Origin of the sequence: Thermomonospora sp. CIF 1, assembly GCF_001896795.1 — a bacterium.
In the GTDB taxonomy this organism is placed as follows: Bacteria; Actinomycetota; Actinomycetes; order Streptosporangiales; family Streptosporangiaceae; genus Thermomonospora; species Thermomonospora curvata.
In genome coordinates this window covers 644,066-660,020 of sequence record NZ_MOYN02000023.1, presented here as the reverse complement: position 1 = coordinate 660,020, position 15,955 = coordinate 644,066, and the positions used below count along the sequence as shown (strand labels likewise).

Here is a 15,955-nt window from a genome sequence, read left to right as displayed (position 1 = left end):
CGCCAGCCGGAGTCCGACCTGGGGGTGAAGACGGCACCCGGCCCGTTCCACTAGGTTCGGGACATGCCGATCATCGCCACCCAAGGGCTGACGATGAGGTTTCCCGGGGTGACCGCTCTGAACGACCTCACCGTGGCCGTGGAACCGGGAGTGGTGGGGCTGGTCGGCGCCAACGGCGCCGGCAAGTCCACGCTCATCAAGATCCTGCTGGGGCTGCTGCCGCCCACCTCCGGCCGCGCCTGGGTGCTGGATCTGGACGTGGCCCATCAGGGCGCGCTGATCCGGGAGCGGGTCGGCTACATGCCCGAGTACGACTGCCTGCCGCCGGATGTGTCGGCCACCGACTTCGTGGTGCACATGGCCCGCATGAGCGGGCTGCCGCCCGCCGCGGCCCGCGAACGCGCCGCCGACACGCTGCGGCACGTGGGGCTGCACGAGGAGCGCTACCGGCCGATCGGCGGCTACTCCACCGGCATGCGGCAGAAGGTCAAACTGGCCCAGGCGCTGGTGCACGACCCGCAGCTGGTGTTCCTGGACGAGCCCACCAACGGGCTGGACCCGGCCGGGCGCGATGAGATGCTGGAGCTGATCCGGCGGATCGGCACCGAGTTCGGCATCAGCGTGCTGGTCACCTCGCATCTGCTGGGAGAGCTGGAGCGCACCTGCGACCACGTGGTGGTCATCGACGGCGGGCGGCTGCTGCGCTCCCAGCCCGTGGCGGAGTTCACCGCCGACAGCGGGACGCTGGCGGTGGAGGTCGAGGAGGGCCGCGACGCCCTCGGGCACCGCCTGGCCGATGCGGGACTGTCGGTGCGCCCGGACGGGCGGCTGCTGCTGGTGGACGTGGCCGGAGAGCACACCTACGACCTCATCCGGGACGCGGTGGTCGAGCTGAACCTGTGCCTGATCCGCATGGAGCGCCGCCGCCACCACATCGAGGAGGTCTTCACCGCGCCGCAGGACGCCTGGCGGCAGGCCCCGCCGATGCCCGGCCCGCCGCCCCCGGCGACCGCGCCGCCCGTCCCACCGGCCGCGCCCGTGGGCTTCACATCGCCCCCCGCCGGGCCGCCGGGCGGCCACCCGTGGACGCCGCCACCCGGGGGAGCGGCCGATGGAAGGGGGAGCGGGGCATGACGAGCGGAACCATCCACGACATCGGATACCGGCGCTATGACGGGCGCCGGCTGGGCCGTTCCTATGTGCTGCGCTCGCTGTACGTCCACAACCTGCGGGCCGCCTGGGGACTGGGCCGGCCGGCCCGCGCCAAGGTGATGCCCTTCCTGCTGGCGGCGATCATGCTGCTGCCGGCGGCGGCCGACGTGGCGGTGGTCGCCATCAGCAGGGAACCGGAGCTGCTGTGGCGGTACTCGGCCTACGCCACCTACCTGCAGGCGGTCATCGCGATCTTCCTGGCCACCCAGGCGCCGGTGCTGGCCTCCCGGGAGCTGCGCTTTCACGTGGTGCCGCTGTACTTCTCCCGCCCGGTGGGGCATCTGGACTTCGCGCTGGCCAAGCTGGCGGCGCTGACCACCGCGATGTTCATGCTGATGGCCGTCCCGGTCACCGTGCTGTACGCCGGCGGGCTGATCAACCAGGTGCCCGACCCCGGCGGGCACGCGCTGCGCTACCTGAGCGCCCTGGCCGGCGCGGCGCTGTATGCGGTGGTGCTGTCGGCGCTGGCGCTGGCGGTGGCGGCCTGCACCCCGCGCCGCGGGTTCGGGGTGGCCGCGGTGATCTCCGTGTACCTGCTGTCCAGCATGTTCGTGCTGACCGTCCAGGGCATCGCCGAGGCGCGCACCAACTTCGCCTTCGCCGGCTGGATGGGGCTGCTGACCCCGTTCAACCTGGTGGACGCGGTGCAGGTGAGGCTGCTGGGCGCGCAGAAGTCCGCGGTGGCGGTGCCCCCCGCCCCGCTGGGCGGCCCGGTGGCGCTGCTGCTGTGCGTCGCCGTGGTGGCCGTCTCGATCGCGGTCCTGTACCGCCGTTTCCGGAAGGGCGCCGACCTGTGAGCGTGCTGCGGTTGGAGAACGTGTCCCGCTGGTACGGCAACGTGGTGGCGGTCAACGGGGTCTCGATGAGCATCGGGCCGGGGGTGACCGGGCTGCTGGGCCCCAACGGGGCGGGCAAGTCCACCCTGATCCACATGATGGGCGGCTTCCTGCCCCCCTCCTCCGGCACCGTCACCCTGGACGGCGAGCCGGTGTGGGACAACCCGGGCGTCTACCGGCGGCTGGGGCTGGTGCCCGAGCGGGAGACCGCCTATGACTTCCTGACCGGCAGGCAGTTCGTGCTGGCCATGGCCAAGCTGTTCAAGCTGCCCGACCCGGGCGCGGCCACCGACCGGGCGCTGGCCCTGGTGGAGATGACGCACGCCCAGCACCGCCGGATCGGCAAGTACTCCAAGGGCATGAAGCAGCGGATCAAGATGGCCTCGGCGCTGGTGCACGACCCGCCGGTGCTGCTGCTGGACGAGCCGTTCAACGGCATGGACCCGCGCCAGCGGCTGCAGCTGATGGACCTGATCCGGCGGATGGCCGCCGAGGGCCGCACCATCTTGTTCAGCTCGCACATCCTGGAGGAGGTGGAACGCGTCGCCGGGCACATCGAGGTGGTGGTGGCCGGCCGGCACGCCGCCTCCGGCGACTTCCGGGCGATCCGCCGCCTGATGAGCGACCGGCCGCACCAGTTCCTGGTGCGCTCCAGCGACGACCGGGCGCTGGCCGCGGCGATCATCGCGGACGGCTCGGCGCGCGCGGTGGAGCTGACCGGCAAGGGCATCCGGGTGCAGGCCACCGACTTCCGCCGCTTCACCTGGCTGCTGCCCCGGCTGTCCCGCGAGAAGGGGGTGCGGCTGTGGGAGGTCTCCCCGGCGGACGAGTCGCTGGAGAGCGTCTTTTCCTACCTGGTGAACCGGTGAGCGCCGCCGCGCCGATCCGAACGAGCCGAATGGGGATGCTGCTGCCATGAACGCGACGATCGCCCTGATCACGCTGCGGGCGATGCTGGGCCGGCGGCGGGTGTGGCTGCTGCTGGCGCTGCCGATGATGCTGCTTGCGCTGGCGGTGGCGCTGGTGGTGACCGGCAACACCGACACGGGCACCGCGGCCGGGGTGCTGGAGCGCTTCGCGCTGGCCACGCTGCTGCCGCTGCTGGCGCTGATCGCCGGGACGGGGGTGATCGGCCCGGAGATCGACGACGGCCAGATCATGTACATCCTGACCAAGCCGATCCCCCGGCACGTGGTGGTGGTCACCAAGCTGGCGGTGGCGATCGGGCTGGTGGCGGTGTTCGCGGTGGTGCCGACGGTGCTGGCCGGCATGGTGCTGGTCGGCGATGCCGCCCGCCTGACGTCGGCGTTCGCCGCCGGGACGCTGGCGGCCGGCATCGCCTACACCGCGGTGTTCGTGGCGCTGGCGGTGGCCGTCCGCAACGCGGTGACGGTCGGGTTGCTGTATGCGCTGGTGTGGGAGTCGCTGCTGGGCGCTTTCGTGCCGGGCGCCCGGTCGCTCTCCATCCAGGATTGGGGCCTGTCGGTGGCCGACGCGATCACCTCCGCCTCCGCGGTGCACGCGTCGGTGCGCACCCCGGCGGCGGTGCTGCTGCTGGTGTGCGTCACCGTGCTCGCCACGGTCGCGGCGGCGATGCGGCTGCGGACCGTGACGGTCACCGGCGCCGAATGAGCCTTTGGCAACACGCGGCCCAAGGCACCGGGGACGGGAGCCGGGGTGGTCTTCGGTGCCGCGACGGTGCAGGCCACGGCATCGCCCCTGACTGCGGGGCACCCCTTGCGGTCTTGCGGAGGCGGCCTGTTGAGGAAGGTCCGATGAACGTTCGGGCGCCGGCGGTCAGATCCGGCGCAGCCGGATGCCCCGCACGCTGTGGTCGGCGTCCTTGCGCAGCACGAGGGTGGCGCGTTCGCGGGTCGGCAGGATGTTGGACACCAGGTTGACCTCGTTGACCTCGCGCCACACCCGGTGCGCGAACGCGGCGATCTCGTCCTGGTCCACCTGGGAGTAGCGGTGGAAGTACGAGCGCGGGTTGACGAAGGCCGTCCGGTACAGCGCGAACAGCCGTTCGATGAACCACTGGCGGATGTGCTCGATCCGCGCGTCCACGTAAATGGAGAAATCGAAGAAGTCGGATATGGCCTGCGAGCCGGGGGCGGGGGGCTGCAGCACGTTCAGCCCTTCCACGATCAGGATGTCCGGCCGCCGCACCGTCTGCTCGGCGCCCGGCACGATGTCGTACTCCAGGTGGGAGTAGACCGGGATGGTGACCTCTTCGGCCCCGGACTTCATCGCCGAGACGAAGCGCAGCAGCGCCTTGCGGTCGTAGGACTCGGGGAAGCCCTTGCGGTCCAGCAGCCCCCGGTCGGCCAGCACCGCGTTGGGGTACAGGAAGCTGTCGGTGCTGACCAGCTCCACCGTCGGATGTTCGGGACGGCGGGCCAGCAGCGTGCGCAGCAGCCGGGAGGTGGTGGACTTGCCGACCGCCACGCTGCCGGCGATGCCGATGATGAAGGGCGTGGGGCCGACCGGCTCGCCCAGGAACTCCCCGATCGTGCCGCGCAGCCGCTCGTCGGCGGTGAAGAACAGGCTGAGCAGCCGCGCCAGCGGCAGGTAGATGTCCTCGACTTCGGTGGTGTCGATCGGGTCGCGCAGGCCGCGCAGCGCATTCAGCTCCCCCGGGGTCAGCGGCAGCCGGTCGTCGGCTCGGAGCGTCCGCCAGGTCTCACGGGAGATCTCTACGAAGGGACTCGGCACGGTGTCCCACCCCAATGTCATGGGTGGAAGAGTACAAAGCCCCGGCACCGCCGTGTGACTCCATGATCCGTTACTTGTCGACGATTACCGCGATCATCAGGAGATTCCCTTCGGAGTGATTTTCCAGACGGCTGCGCCGTGGGCCTTTTCCAGCACCCCGTCCCCGCGAGTCGAGACGGAGGCGTCGCAGCCGGGGACGATGCCGTGACCTGGGAGGCCGCGGTACCGGACGCCGGCGGGGCCCGCCTCCCCGGCGTCTTGGGCCAGGTGTTGAAAAAGGTTCGGCCCCCTGGGCGGCCAGGGATACAGCGGCGACCCGACGGCTGGGTAGTGTGGCCGTCATGTGCGGAATCGTGGGCTACGTTGGCTCAAAGTCGGCGTTGGACGTGGTGGTCGAGGGGTTGGCGAGGCTGGAGTACCGGGGGTATGACTCCAGCGGCGTGGCCATCCTGAGCGACGGGGCGGTGGTCACCGCCAAGCGGGCGGGCAAGCTGGGCAACCTGCGCAAGGCGCTGGAGGAGGAGCCGACCCCCGAGGGAACGGTCGGGATGGGGCACACCCGCTGGGCCACCCACGGGGCGCCCACCGACCACAACGCTCATCCGCACCTGGACTGCACGGGCAAGGTGGCCGTCATCCACAACGGCATCATCGAGAACTTCGCCGCGCTGCGCGCCGAGCTGACCGAGCGCGGCCACACCCTGGCCTCCGACACCGACACCGAGGTGGTCGCCCACCTGCTGGAGGAGGAGCTGCGCGTCACCCCGGCCCTGGCCGAGGCGATGCGCCGGGTCTGCCGCCGCCTGGAGGGCGCCTTCACCCTGGTGGCGGTGAACGCCGACGACCCGGACGTGGTGGTGGGCGCGCGCCGCAACTCGCCGCTGGTGGTGGGCGTCGGCCAGGGGGAGAACTTCCTGGCCAGCGATGTGGCCGCGTTCATCGCCCACACCCAGGACCAGGTGGTGGAGCTGCGCCGCGAGGGGGTGACCGTCACCGACTTCGACGGCAAGCCCGCCGAGGTGCGCGAGTACCACGTCGACTGGGACGTGACCGCCGCCGAGAAGGGCGGCTATGAGTACTTCATGCTCAAGGAGATCGCCGAGCAGCCGCGTGCGGTGGCCAACACCCTGCTGGGCCGCATCGGCACCGACGGGCGGCTGACCCTGGATGAGATGCGCATCTCCGATGAGCAGCTGCGCGAGATCGACAAGATCATCATCGTGGCCTGCGGCACCGCCTACCACGCCGGGCTGATCGCCAAGTACGCCATCGAGCACTGGGCCGGGCTGCCGTGCGAGGTGGAGCTGGCCAGCGAGTTCCGCTACCGGGACCCGATCCTGACCCGCACCACCCTGGTCATCGCGATCTCCCAGTCCGGGGAGACGATGGACACCCTGATGGCGGTGCGGCACGCCCGCGAGCAGCACGCCAGGGTGCTCAGCATCTGCAACGTCAACGGCTCGACGATTCCGCGCGAGTGCGACGGGGTGCTCTACACCCACGCCGGCCCCGAGGTGGGGGTGGCGGCCACCAAGACGTTCCTGACCCAGCTGGTGGCGGTCTACCTGATCGCCCTCTACCTGGCGCAGGTGCGGGGCACCAAGTGGGGCGATGAGGTCTTCGCCATGGTGCAGCTGCTGGCCACCATGCCGGAGAAGGTCGAGCGGGTGCTGGAGACCATGGAGCCGGTCCGCGAGCTGGCCCGCTCCCTGGCGAACGAGCGCTGCGTGCTGTTCCTGGGCCGCCACGTGGGCTACCCGGTGGCGTTGGAGGGCGCGCTCAAGCTCAAGGAGCTGGCCTACATGCACGCCGAGGGCTTCGCCGCCGGTGAGCTCAAGCACGGCCCGATCGCGCTGATCGAAGAGGGGTTGCCGGTCGTGGTGGTGGTGCCGCCGCGGGCCCGCGCGGTGCTGCACGACAAGATCGTCTCCAACATCCAGGAGATCCGCGCCCGGGGCGCCCGCACCATCGTGATCGCCGAGGAGGGGGACGAGTCGGTGGTGCCCTACTCCGACACCGTGATCCGGGTGCCGGCGGTGCCCACTCTGCTGCAGCCGCTGGTGGCGACGGTGCCGCTGCAGGTGTTCTCCTGCGAGCTGGCCAGCGCCAAGGGGCACGATGTGGACCAGCCTCGCAACCTGGCCAAGTCCGTGACGGTGGAGTGACCTTTTTTCAGCACGTGGCCCAAGGCACCGGGGACGGGAGCCCGGGTGGTCTCCGGTGCCGCGACGGTGCAGGTCACGGCATCGCCTCTGACCGCGAGGCCCTCGTCTCGACCCGCGGAGAGGGCGCGTTGAAGAAGGTTCGGTGAGCTTCGGCCGCGGCGTCCGGCCGGCGGGAGGCAGGCGGGGGTGGAGCGGGGCTCCTCCGCCTGGCGTCGGGCGGAGGAGGGAGGTCCCCTCACCTGCTAGGGCCGGTCCGGTGCGGCGGACGGGGAGTTCTCGCCGGGCAGGTCACCGGCCCTGACGCTGGACAGCAGGGCCAGCCAGCCCGCCGGGGAGAGCCGGAGCACCGGGCCGTCGGAGCGCTTGCCGTCGCGCACGGCCACGTGCGTGGCGAGTCTGGCGGCCTCCACGCAGGCCTGGTTGGGGCCGCAGTGGGTGCTCTTCCTCCAGGACGAGGACTGCACAGGCATCAGGTTGCCACCTCTTTTCATCCGGTACCGGCGAGACGCCCCAGCGGCGCCCGATATTTTCGAAATGCCTGGAATGGTCGATTTCGAACTGTCAGGACGGTAACAGGGGCACGCGCCGGAGAATGTGTCGTAAGCCGTTGAAGTATCCCACTCGGCGCGTTCTCAAACGGAACCGGAAGCGATGCGAGGATGGCGGCGGCGCGGGGAAATACAAGCCGCGCCGCAGGTTGCCCGGCCGCTCGGGAAACGGCTTGGGCGGAGTTTCGGCGCCGGACGGTGGCGATGCGAGCGAGACCGGGAAGATCCGTGGCCCATTCTCTGTGGCATCAGTGTTTTCGTATGTCACACGATCGCCGGAGAATGTGAGCCGGTGATCTTCCCGGCTCGCGTGCCCGGCCGCCTGCGATGGGGATCAGGCCAGGTCGAAGGCCCCGGCCTTGACCTGTTCGGCGAAGGCCCGCCACTGCTGAGGGGTGAAGCGCAGCACGGGGCTGTGCTCACCCTGCTTGCTGTCGCGGGTGCCCAGGCAGTCGGCGGTCAGCCGGGCCACCTCCACGCAGGTGTTGTTGGCGTGGCAGGCCGAGCCCCGTCGCCAGGAGGCCGCCGGGAAATGAAAGGAGAAAGCGCTTTTCACGCGTGCCATCCTTTTCGGATCGTTACCTGATGTGCTGCCCAGAAGGCGGTCAGACCCGCCACCGCTCCCGGGCGATTTGGAAGATTCGCTCCAGCGATTCTTCGCTCCCGAGAGTCTGGTGTGCAAGACTATCCCATGCCAGCCGGTAACTATGGGTGACCGACTCGTGTTGGGACTGCGTGGCGGTGAGACTTTCGGTGTGCACCACGTCCGGGAAAGTCACATCGTATGCCGGAGAGAATTCCAAAAGAATGAACGATTCGCCCACGATCGGCTGATGCGGGCCGTCGAGGGGAAGCACGCGAAGGTCCACATTGGGCAGCGCGGCCAATTCCAGCAACCGGTTGAGTTGGGCGTACATGGTGGACCGGTCGCCGACCCGCCGGAGCAGCACCGATTCGTCCAGCACCACCGACAGCCGCAGCGGGTTGGGGCGGGTCAGCAGCCGCTGCCGCCGCATCCGCACCTCCACCCGGCGCTCCAGGGCCTGCGGGGGAAGCGTGGCGATCGCGTTCCAGCCCTGGATCACATGCCGGGCGTACTCCTCGGTCTGCAGCAGCCCCGGTATCACCTGGCTCTCGCACTGCAGCGCCGCGTCGGCCTCGTCCTCCAGGGCGATGAAGGCCGCGTACTCGGGCGGCAGGTCGGGGTACTGGGCCCACCAGCCCCGCTGGCCGGCCTCCTCGGCCAGCGCCAGCACCTCCCGCTGGTGCGCCGGGTCGACCTGGTACAGCTCCAGCATCAGCCGCACGTCGGAGACGCGCGCCCCGATCCGGGCGTTTTCGATCCGGCTCACCTTGGACGGCGACCAGCCGAGGGTCTCGGCGACCCCGTCACCGGTCAGGTTCCGCTCCTCGCGCAGGCGGCGCAACTCCGCCCCCAGCCGTCGTTGGCGGACGGTGGGGGTCCGCGACGTCGCCATCGCTGCCTCCGTCCGTCGGGCAATGGTGCTGTTCCACACTCAGGTGGGGGTCTGCGCCGGGCGCACCTGCTATCAAGCTTGCATCAAGCGGTGCATATTGCAGCGTTACCCTACACCACCGCCCGGCCTTGCCATGACCGTTCATTGGAATGCGTCTTTATCCGCCGGGCATCCGCCGGCCGCCCGGCGCCCGGCCCCGTAGCGGCGCTACGGATGCGCGCTGCCGGGGCGCGTGACCTGGCCGGGGCGGCCGGCCGTAGGTCCGGGCGGCGAGCCGGCGAAAAGGCGTTAATGGTGCCGACAGTACATCATTGTCGTCATGTGTGATTGCTCAGAGCAAAAAAAGGGGGCTGCGCGAAAAAGAGAGTGATGTGACCGTCCAGGCGTTATCTCCATATTGATGGTATTGCGGGGCGCCGTGTGCTTTGCCGGACGCCGGCGGGCCCGCTGTCCGGTTTTCCGGCCGGCTCGGCCGGACCGCCCACCGGCCGGACGGATGCATGGCAGTCTTGGGTAAGTGATCGTGGGTGTGGGCATCGACGTCGTCGACATCGCCCGGTTCGAGCAGTCGCTGCGGCGCACTCCCGGGCTGCGGGCCCGGTTGTTCACCGAGGCCGAGCAGCCGATGGCGGTGCGCTCACTGGCCGCCCGGTTCGCCGCCAAGGAGGCGCTGGCCAAGGCGCTCGGCGCGCCCGGCGGGCTGCGGTGGACGGACGCGGAGATCCGCCGGGCCCCCGACGGCCGGCCCACCCTCCACGTCCGGGACACCGTGGCCGCCGCCGCCCACCGGCTCGGCGTCGGCCGCTGGCACGTCTCGCTCAGCCACGACGGGGGCATCGCCACCGCCATCGTGATCGCCGAGGCGGTGCGGGAAGTCCGGCACGGTGGGGAAGCATGAGATACGCGCATGAGGTCGGCAAGGTCCGGGCGGCCGAACAGGCCCTGATGGCCCGCCTGCCGGAGGGCACGCTGATGCAGCGGGCCGCGGCCGGGCTGGCCGCCGTCTGCTGCCGGCTGCTGCCGCGGGTGTACGGCGCACACGTGGTGCTGCTGGTCGGCGGCGGCGACAACGGCGGCGACGCCCTGTACGCCGGGGCCCGCCTGGCCCGCCGCGGCGCCCGCGTGGAGGCCGTGCTGGCCGGTTCCAAGGCGCACCCGCAGGGACTGGCCGCGCTGCGCGAGGCCGGCGGGCGGGTGCTGCCGGCCGGCCGGGCCGAACCGGCCGTCCGGCACGCCGATCTGGTGATCGACGGGCTGACCGGCATCGGCGGCACGGGCGCGCTGCGCGAACCGTATGCCGCGCTGGCCCGCCTCACCGAGGACACCGACGCGATCGTGGTGGCCTGCGACGTGCCCAGCGGCGTGGACGCCGGGACCGGACGGGTGGACGGGGCGGCCGTCCGCGCCGATGTGACCGTGACGTTCGGGACCTGCAAACCCGGCCTGCTCATCGACCCCGGCGCCGCCCGCTGCGGCACCGTCGAGCTGATCGACATCGGGCTGGGCGCCGACCTGCCCGACCCCGACGTCGTCGCGGTCTGGCCCGAGGACCTGCGCATCCCGCTGCCGTCCCCCGAATCCGACAAGTACCGGCGCGGTGTGGTGGGCATCGTGGCCGGCAGCGAGCGCTACACCGGCGCCGCGGTGCTGTGCGTGGGCGGGGCGGTGCGCGGCGGGGCCGGCATGGTGCGCTTCGCCTCCGTGCCGCGCCCGGTGGAACTGGTCCGGCAGCGCTGGCCGGAGGCCGTCACCACGATCATCGAACGCACCCCCGCGGCACTGGAGAAGGTGGGCCGGGTCCAGGCGTGGGTGGTCGGCCCCGGGCTGGGCACCGACCGGGGCGCCGAGGCGCTGGTGGAGGCGGTGCTGCGGACCGAGCTGCCGGTGCTGGTGGACGCCGACGGCCTGACCGTGCTGGCCCGCCGCCGCGACCTGCTGCGCCGCCAGGCCCCCACCGTCTTGACCCCGCACGCCGGGGAGCTGGCCAGGCTGCTGGGACGGGACGCCCGCCGGGAGGAGATCGAGGCGCGGCGGCTGGAGCACGTGCGGCGGGCGGCGGCCGAGCTGTCGGCCACGGTGCTGCTCAAGGGCTCCACCACGCTGATCGCCGAGCAGGACCGGCCGGTGCGGGTCAATCCCACCGGCACCCCCTGGCTGGCCACCGCCGGCACCGGGGATGTGCTCTCCGGCCTGATCGGGGCGCTGCTGGCGGGCGGCATGACCGCCCTGGAGGCCGCCACGGCCGGCGCCTACCTGCACGGCCTGGCCGGACGGCTGGCCGCCTCGGCCGCCGGGCCCGGCGCGCGCACCGGCCAGGCGCCCATCGGCGCCCACGATGTCGTTACCGCCTTGCCCGACGCTTTCCGTACCCTGTCTTGACCTGCTCTTTTACGGGACGCTCCGCGGGGTGGAAAGCCGCGAGCGCCCGGCGGCGACGGTCGGGGGACGGCAGACTTGGGTGGCATGAGGGAGCCGGTACAGGCACGGGTGGACCTGGATGCCATCCGCGCCAACGTGGCGCTGCTGCGCGAGCGGGCGGGCGGGGCCGAGACCATGGCCATGGTCAAGGCCGAAGGGTACGGGCACGGCCTGGTGGAGGCGGCGCGCGCGGCGCTGGAGGGCGGGGCCGGCTGGCTCGGCGTCGCCCGGGTGGCCGAGGCGCTGCGGCTGCGCGCCGCCGGGATCACCGTCCCGGTGCTGGTGGTGATGGCCACCCGCGGTGAGCCGTTCGAGGAGGCGGTGGCCGCGGGGGTGGACCTGACCGCGGGCTCGGGCTGGCAGGCCCGCCGGCTCGCCGAGGCGGCCGAGCGCGCCGGACGGCCCGCCCGGGTGCACCTGAAGGCCGACACCGGCATGTCGCGCGGCGGCGCCACCATGGCCGACTGGCCGGCCACGGTGGAGGCGGCGCTGGCCGCCCAGGCCGCCGGGCACCTGCGCGTGGTGGGGGTGATGTCCCACCTGGCCTGCGCCGACGAGCCAGGGCATCCCTCGATCGCCCGGCAGCTGGCCGTCTTCAAGGAGGCCGTCGAGTACGCCGAGAAGGCCGGGGTGCGCCCGCAGGTGCGGCACCTGTCCAACTCGGCGGCGACGCTGACGCTGCCCGAGGCCCGCTACGACCTGGTCCGGCCGGGCATCGCGATCTATGGGCTGACCCCCGTTCCCCAGATGGGGACCTTCGGGCTGCGCCCGGCGATGACGCTGGTCGCCGAGCTGGCCGCGGTCAAGCGGGTGCCCGCCGGCAGCGGCGTGTCCTACGGCCACACCTATGTGACCGAGCGGGAGACCACGCTGGGGCTGGTGGCCGCCGGGTACGGCGACGGCGTGCCCCGGCACGGCTCCAGCCTGCTGGAGGTGCTGGCGGGCGGGCGGCGCCGCCGGATCGCCGGCCGGGTCTGCATGGACCAGTTCGTGATCGACCTCGGCGACGATACGGCCTCCCCCGGGGAGGAGGTGCTGCTGTTCGGCCCCGGCGATCACGGCGAGCCCACCGCCCAGGAGTGGGCGCAGGCGCTCGGCACGATCAGCTACGAGATCGTCACGCGGATCGGGACGCGGGTGCCCCGGGTCTATTCGGGGGCGAGGTGGCAGTGAACCTTTTGCAGCACGTGGCCCGCGCCGCCGGGGACGGGAGCCCGGGCGGCGTTCCCGGTGCCGGCCTGCGCGGACGGCGTGTTGCCAAGGGTTCGGCGGACCCTTTCCCGACCTGCGCGGACGGTGAGGTGAAAGAGGCTTGGCCGCCTGGAGGGACCGCGCATGGATAGCAGGAGCAAACGCCGGCTCGGCCTGGCCGGGCTCGGCGCCGCCGGGCTCGGCGCGGCGGTCGGCCTGCGCCATTTCATCGTCGGCCGCCGCCGCTTCGACCCCGACCCGGAGGCCGGTGAGCCGTTCGGGCAGCTGCGCGGCCGGCCGCTGACCGTGCCGGCCGACGACGGGGTGCCGCTGCACGTGGAGATCGACGAGCGGCCCGGCGAGGGCGCCGAGCTGACCGTGGTGTTCTGCCACGGCTACACGCTCAACCAGGACGTGTGGCACTACCAGCGGCGCGACCTGGGCCGCAGCGGCTCCGCCGGCGGCACGCCGCCGCTGCGGCTGGTGTTCTGGGACCAGCGCAGCCACGGCCGGTCCGGACGCAGCCGGCCCGCGCACGCCACCATCGACCAGACCGGCGAGGACCTGCACGCGGTGCTGCGCGCCGTGACCGCCCCCAACGAGCCGGTGGTGCTGGTGGGGCACTCCATGGGCGGCATGTCGATCATGGCGCTGGCCGACCGGCACCCTGAGCTGTTCAATGGCGGGCAGGTCGTGGGGGTGGCGCTGATCAACACCTCCGACGGGCGGCTGACGGAGATGACACTCGGCCTGCCGCTGGCGGTGGCCAGGCTGGTGCAGCCGCTGGCCTCGCCGGTGCTGCAGGGGCTGGGACGCCGTCCCCGCCTGGTGGAACGGGGCCGGGAGCTCGGCGCCGACCTGGCGTTCATGGTGACCCGCCGCACGGCTTTCGCCGACAAATACATCAGCCCTTCGGTGGTGGATTTCCTGGAAAAGATGATTCGGGCGACCCCCATCGATGTGATCGCCGAGTTCCACCCGGCGCTGATGTCCCATGACAAGAGCGCGGCCCTCGCCACGATCGGCAAGGTGCCCGCGCTGGTGATGGTCGGCGGACGCGATCATCTGACCCCGGCCTCGCACGGCCGCCGGCTGGCCGAGGCGCTGCCGGATTGCGAATTGGTCGAGGTGGCGGAGGCCGGGCATGTGCTGCTGCTGGAATACCCCGGAGTGGTGACCGGAGCACTGCGTCGCCTGATCGAACGGGTCCGCCCGCTCGCCGCCGAACGGTCGGCCTGACCCGGTGAACCTTTTTCCGCACATGGCCCAGGACACCGGGGGCGGGAGCCGGGGTGGTGTCCGCTGCCGGCTGCGACGTCCTCGTCTCGGCCCGCGGAGACGGCGTGCTGAAAAAGGCTCGGTTCGCCGGAGGGGGCGCATGGCTCGTCCCGAACCGGGATTCGGCCCCGGAAGAAAAGGCCGCGAAGCGGCCTAGGCTGAAAGCGCGCGGGCCGGCCGCCGGCGGGCGAAAGCCGCATGTCCCGGCGCGGCGGGCGGGCCGGGACACGGGTGAGCGGATGGAGAAGACGAAGCGCACATGAGCGAGCCGAAGGAGGCGGTGAGCGGGCCGGTGACCGTGTCCGTGCCCACCGCCGACGACATGCGTGAGCTGGGAATACGGCTGGCCGGGCTGCTGCGGGCCGGTGACCTGGTGGTGCTGTCGGGCGGGCTGGGGGCGGGCAAGACCACCCTCACCCAGGGCATCGGCGAAGGGCTGAAGGTCCGCGGGGCGATCACCTCGCCGACCTTCGTCATCGCCCGGGTGCATCCTCCGCTCGGCGACGGCCCGGCCCTGGTCCATGTGGACGCCTACCGGCTGGGCGGCTTCGCCGAGCTGGACGATCTGGACCTGGATACCTCGCTGGCCGACTCGGTGACGGTGGTGGAATGGGGCGAAGGGCTTGTGGAGGATCTTTCCGAGGAACGCCTCGAAGTGTTGATCGTTAACGACGGCGCCTCCGGCGAGGAGCGGAAGGTAAAGGTCACCGGCGTTGGCAGCCGGTGGTCCGAGCTGCCGGAGAGGTTGTAGCGTCCGAAGAAGGCCGAAGTTTTTTCTGCTGCCGCCGTTGAACCGCTTTACGGTGATATGGCTTACTCTTTGCCGGTACGAGCCTCACCTTCGTGACACATATCTCAAGCCAGGGGTGAGAACCGGTGAGTGGGAACCATCGAAGCGGGAGCTACCGCGCAGGCGGTGAAGGCTCCCCTGGAGCCGGCGGCGGATACGGCCGCGGGCGTGAGGGCGGCGAGCCCCCTGGCCGCGGTGCGTCGTATCCGGGGCGTCCTCAGCCCGGTGGGCATCTGCGCGACGAGCACGGCCGGTATGGCAGCGGCCCGTACCCGGTCAACCGGGGCGGCGACCCGTATGCCGTGAGCGGACGGGGCGGCCGGTACTCGCCCGACCCCTACGCGACCGGCGGGTACCCGTCCGAGCCGGGCGGCGGCCAGTACGCGGCGAGCGGCCGCAGCGGCTCCTACAGCGGCTCGTACGCGACCGAACGGCACAGCGGCCAGTACACGATCGACCGGGGCAGCGGCTCCTATGCCGCGAGCCGGCGCAGCGGCTCCTACAGCGGCTCGTACGCCGCCGAGCGGCGCAGCGGTTCCTACCGCAGCGGCTCCTACCCGCGCGGCGGCAGCGGAAGCCACCGGATCGTGCACAGCAGGCCGCCGCACCGCCGGCTGGGCGTGGTCCTGCTGGGCGCCGCCACCGGAGTGGTGGTGTGCATCCTGGCCGTCTTCCTGGTGCTGGGCATGGGCGGGGACGGGCAGGAAAGCGGCGGCGTGGCCAACAGCGGCACCGCCACCTCGGCCGGCACCCCTGGCACCGGCGAACGCACCTTCGTCCCCGACGCCTGCCAGGCGATCGACGACGATCTCGCCGACGAACTGGTCCCCAACGCCGACCGCAACCAGTCCGACACCTACCAGGCCAGCGACCGGCAGAACCAGTGCGTGTGGGGCGTCTACACCGGGCGCAAGAAACGAGTGCTGACCGTCGAGCTGCGCGCCATCGCACCCTCGGGCGGCAACGACGCGGTGGAGGAGGCCACCCGCCGCTTCCAGCACGAGCGGGACGCCGACGAGTCCGGCAAGGGCCTGCTGACCGGTCAGCGGCTGGCCGAAAAGCGCTCCATCGAGGGTGTGGGCGAGGAGGCCTACGCGGTCTACGCGGTCGACTCCACCCAGAACTCCGGTGAGGCGATCGTCAACGTCCGGCAGGGCAACACCCTGATCACCGTGCACTACTCGGGCAGCACCGGCGACAAGGAGCTGGCCGAGGACCCGGCCATCGAAGGCGCCGTCGAGGCCGCCAAGGCCGCCCTGAAGCTGCTGGACAGCGGCGGCTGACGGGGGCGGGCGCGAAGCCGGCCGGGGCCTGATGCGGCTGC

Annotated in this window: 15 protein-coding genes; 11 read left to right on the top strand and 4 right to left on the bottom strand. The window is 71.8% G+C overall.

Going from position 1 to position 15,955, the window contains the following annotated elements:
- The first annotated feature begins 63 nt into the window (after window positions 1–63).
- The 4 genes from BUE48_RS21295 to BUE48_RS21280 are packed head-to-tail and all read left to right on the top strand — an operon-like array spanning window position 64 to window position 3,680.
- The gene (locus tag BUE48_RS21295) at window positions 64–1,134 is read left to right on the top strand and encodes an ABC transporter ATP-binding protein (RefSeq protein ID WP_012854588.1); all 1,071 of its coding nucleotides are present in this window, start codon (window positions 64–66) and stop codon (window positions 1,132–1,134) included.
- Complete coding sequence (locus BUE48_RS21290; protein WP_012854587.1) at window positions 1,131–2,009, top strand: hypothetical protein; 879 nt, start codon at window positions 1,131–1,133, stop codon at window positions 2,007–2,009. Before BUE48_RS21295 ends, BUE48_RS21290 begins: the two co-directional genes overlap by 4 nt.
- The gene (locus BUE48_RS21285) at window positions 2,006–2,917 is read left to right on the top strand and encodes an ABC transporter ATP-binding protein (protein WP_286990817.1); all 912 of its coding nucleotides are present in this window, start codon (window positions 2,006–2,008) and stop codon (window positions 2,915–2,917) included. Before BUE48_RS21290 ends, BUE48_RS21285 begins: the two co-directional genes overlap by 4 nt.
- 46 nt (window positions 2,918–2,963) lie before the next feature.
- Entirely contained in the window at window positions 2,964–3,680 is a 717-nt protein-coding gene (locus tag BUE48_RS21280; RefSeq protein WP_286990816.1) for an ABC transporter permease, read from the top strand.
- 165 nt (window positions 3,681–3,845) lie between these two features.
- Here BUE48_RS21280 and coaA read toward each other — a convergent pair whose 3' ends face one another.
- Entirely contained in the window at window positions 3,846–4,784 is a 939-nt protein-coding gene (gene coaA / locus BUE48_RS21275) for a type I pantothenate kinase (RefSeq protein ID WP_012854584.1), read from the bottom strand.
- Between the two features lie 320 nt (window positions 4,785–5,104).
- On the opposite strand from coaA, the gene glmS reads away from it, so the two are divergent.
- Window positions 5,105–6,928 (top strand): glutamine--fructose-6-phosphate transaminase (isomerizing), encoded by a 1,824-nt coding sequence (gene glmS, locus BUE48_RS21270; RefSeq protein ID WP_286990815.1) that lies wholly within the window; start codon window positions 5,105–5,107, stop codon window positions 6,926–6,928.
- Window positions 6,929–7,170: 242 nt separating this feature from the next.
- Here glmS and BUE48_RS21265 read toward each other — a convergent pair whose 3' ends face one another.
- The 3 genes from BUE48_RS21265 to BUE48_RS21255 form a co-directional block, all read right to left on the bottom strand.
- A complete protein-coding gene (locus tag BUE48_RS21265; RefSeq protein ID WP_012854582.1) occupies window positions 7,171–7,398 on the bottom strand; it encodes a DUF397 domain-containing protein in 228 nt (75 codons plus the stop codon).
- A 412-nt stretch (window positions 7,399–7,810) separates the two neighbouring features.
- Window positions 7,811–8,032: a DUF397 domain-containing protein gene (locus tag BUE48_RS21260; RefSeq protein ID WP_012854581.1), complete on the bottom strand. Its 222-nt coding sequence runs from the start codon at window positions 8,030–8,032 to the stop codon at window positions 7,811–7,813.
- A 49-nt stretch (window positions 8,033–8,081) separates the two neighbouring features.
- Window positions 8,082–8,954: a helix-turn-helix domain-containing protein gene (locus BUE48_RS21255; RefSeq protein WP_012854580.1), complete on the bottom strand. Its 873-nt coding sequence runs from the start codon at window positions 8,952–8,954 to the stop codon at window positions 8,082–8,084.
- Window positions 8,955–9,471: 517 nt separating this feature from the next.
- Here BUE48_RS21255 and BUE48_RS21250 point away from each other — a divergent pair.
- The 6 genes from BUE48_RS21250 (at window position 9,472) to BUE48_RS21225 (ending at window position 15,914) form a co-directional block, all read left to right on the top strand.
- Window positions 9,472–9,852: a holo-ACP synthase gene (locus tag BUE48_RS21250; protein WP_012854579.1), complete on the top strand. Its 381-nt coding sequence runs from the start codon at window positions 9,472–9,474 to the stop codon at window positions 9,850–9,852.
- Window positions 9,849–11,333, top strand: a complete 1,485-nt coding sequence (locus BUE48_RS21245; RefSeq protein ID WP_286990814.1) for an NAD(P)H-hydrate dehydratase — start codon at window positions 9,849–9,851, stop codon at window positions 11,331–11,333. The genes BUE48_RS21250 and BUE48_RS21245 overlap by 4 nt, the downstream gene beginning before the upstream one ends.
- Before the next feature lie 84 nt (window positions 11,334–11,417).
- Window positions 11,418–12,545: an alanine racemase gene (gene alr, locus BUE48_RS21240; RefSeq protein ID WP_012854577.1), complete on the top strand. Its 1,128-nt coding sequence runs from the start codon at window positions 11,418–11,420 to the stop codon at window positions 12,543–12,545.
- A gap of 162 nt (window positions 12,546–12,707) precedes the next feature.
- Complete coding sequence (locus BUE48_RS21235; protein ID WP_012854576.1) at window positions 12,708–13,802, top strand: alpha/beta fold hydrolase; 1,095 nt, start codon at window positions 12,708–12,710, stop codon at window positions 13,800–13,802.
- 298 nt (window positions 13,803–14,100) lie between these two features.
- Window positions 14,101–14,592, top strand: a complete 492-nt coding sequence (tsaE, locus tag BUE48_RS21230) for a tRNA (adenosine(37)-N6)-threonylcarbamoyltransferase complex ATPase subunit type 1 TsaE (RefSeq protein ID WP_012854575.1) — start codon at window positions 14,101–14,103, stop codon at window positions 14,590–14,592.
- A 341-nt stretch (window positions 14,593–14,933) separates the two neighbouring features.
- Window positions 14,934–15,914 (top strand): hypothetical protein, encoded by a 981-nt coding sequence (locus BUE48_RS21225; RefSeq protein ID WP_286990813.1) that lies wholly within the window; start codon window positions 14,934–14,936, stop codon window positions 15,912–15,914.
- Window positions 15,915–15,955: the final 41 nt, after the last annotated feature.

Coding starts and splice junctions, on each gene's coding strand:
- BUE48_RS21295 (WP_012854588.1), top strand. CDS start 64: ATGCCGATCATCGCCACCCAAGGGCTGACGATGAGGTTTCCCGGGGTG.
- BUE48_RS21290 (WP_012854587.1), top strand. CDS start 1,131: ATGACGAGCGGAACCATCCACGACATCGGATACCGGCGCTATGACGGG.
- BUE48_RS21280 (WP_286990816.1), top strand. CDS start 2,964: ATGAACGCGACGATCGCCCTGATCACGCTGCGGGCGATGCTGGGCCGG.
- coaA (WP_012854584.1), bottom strand. CDS start 4,784: ATGACATTGGGGTGGGACACCGTGCCGAGTCCCTTCGTAGAGATCTCC.
- glmS (WP_286990815.1), top strand. CDS start 5,105: ATGTGCGGAATCGTGGGCTACGTTGGCTCAAAGTCGGCGTTGGACGTG.
- BUE48_RS21265 (WP_012854582.1), bottom strand. CDS start 7,398: ATGCCTGTGCAGTCCTCGTCCTGGAGGAAGAGCACCCACTGCGGCCCC.
- BUE48_RS21255 (WP_012854580.1), bottom strand. CDS start 8,954: ATGGCGACGTCGCGGACCCCCACCGTCCGCCAACGACGGCTGGGGGCG.
- BUE48_RS21245 (WP_286990814.1), top strand. CDS start 9,849: ATGAGATACGCGCATGAGGTCGGCAAGGTCCGGGCGGCCGAACAGGCC.
- alr (WP_012854577.1), top strand. CDS start 11,418: ATGAGGGAGCCGGTACAGGCACGGGTGGACCTGGATGCCATCCGCGCC.
- BUE48_RS21235 (WP_012854576.1), top strand. CDS start 12,708: ATGGATAGCAGGAGCAAACGCCGGCTCGGCCTGGCCGGGCTCGGCGCC.
- tsaE (WP_012854575.1), top strand. CDS start 14,101: ATGAGCGAGCCGAAGGAGGCGGTGAGCGGGCCGGTGACCGTGTCCGTG.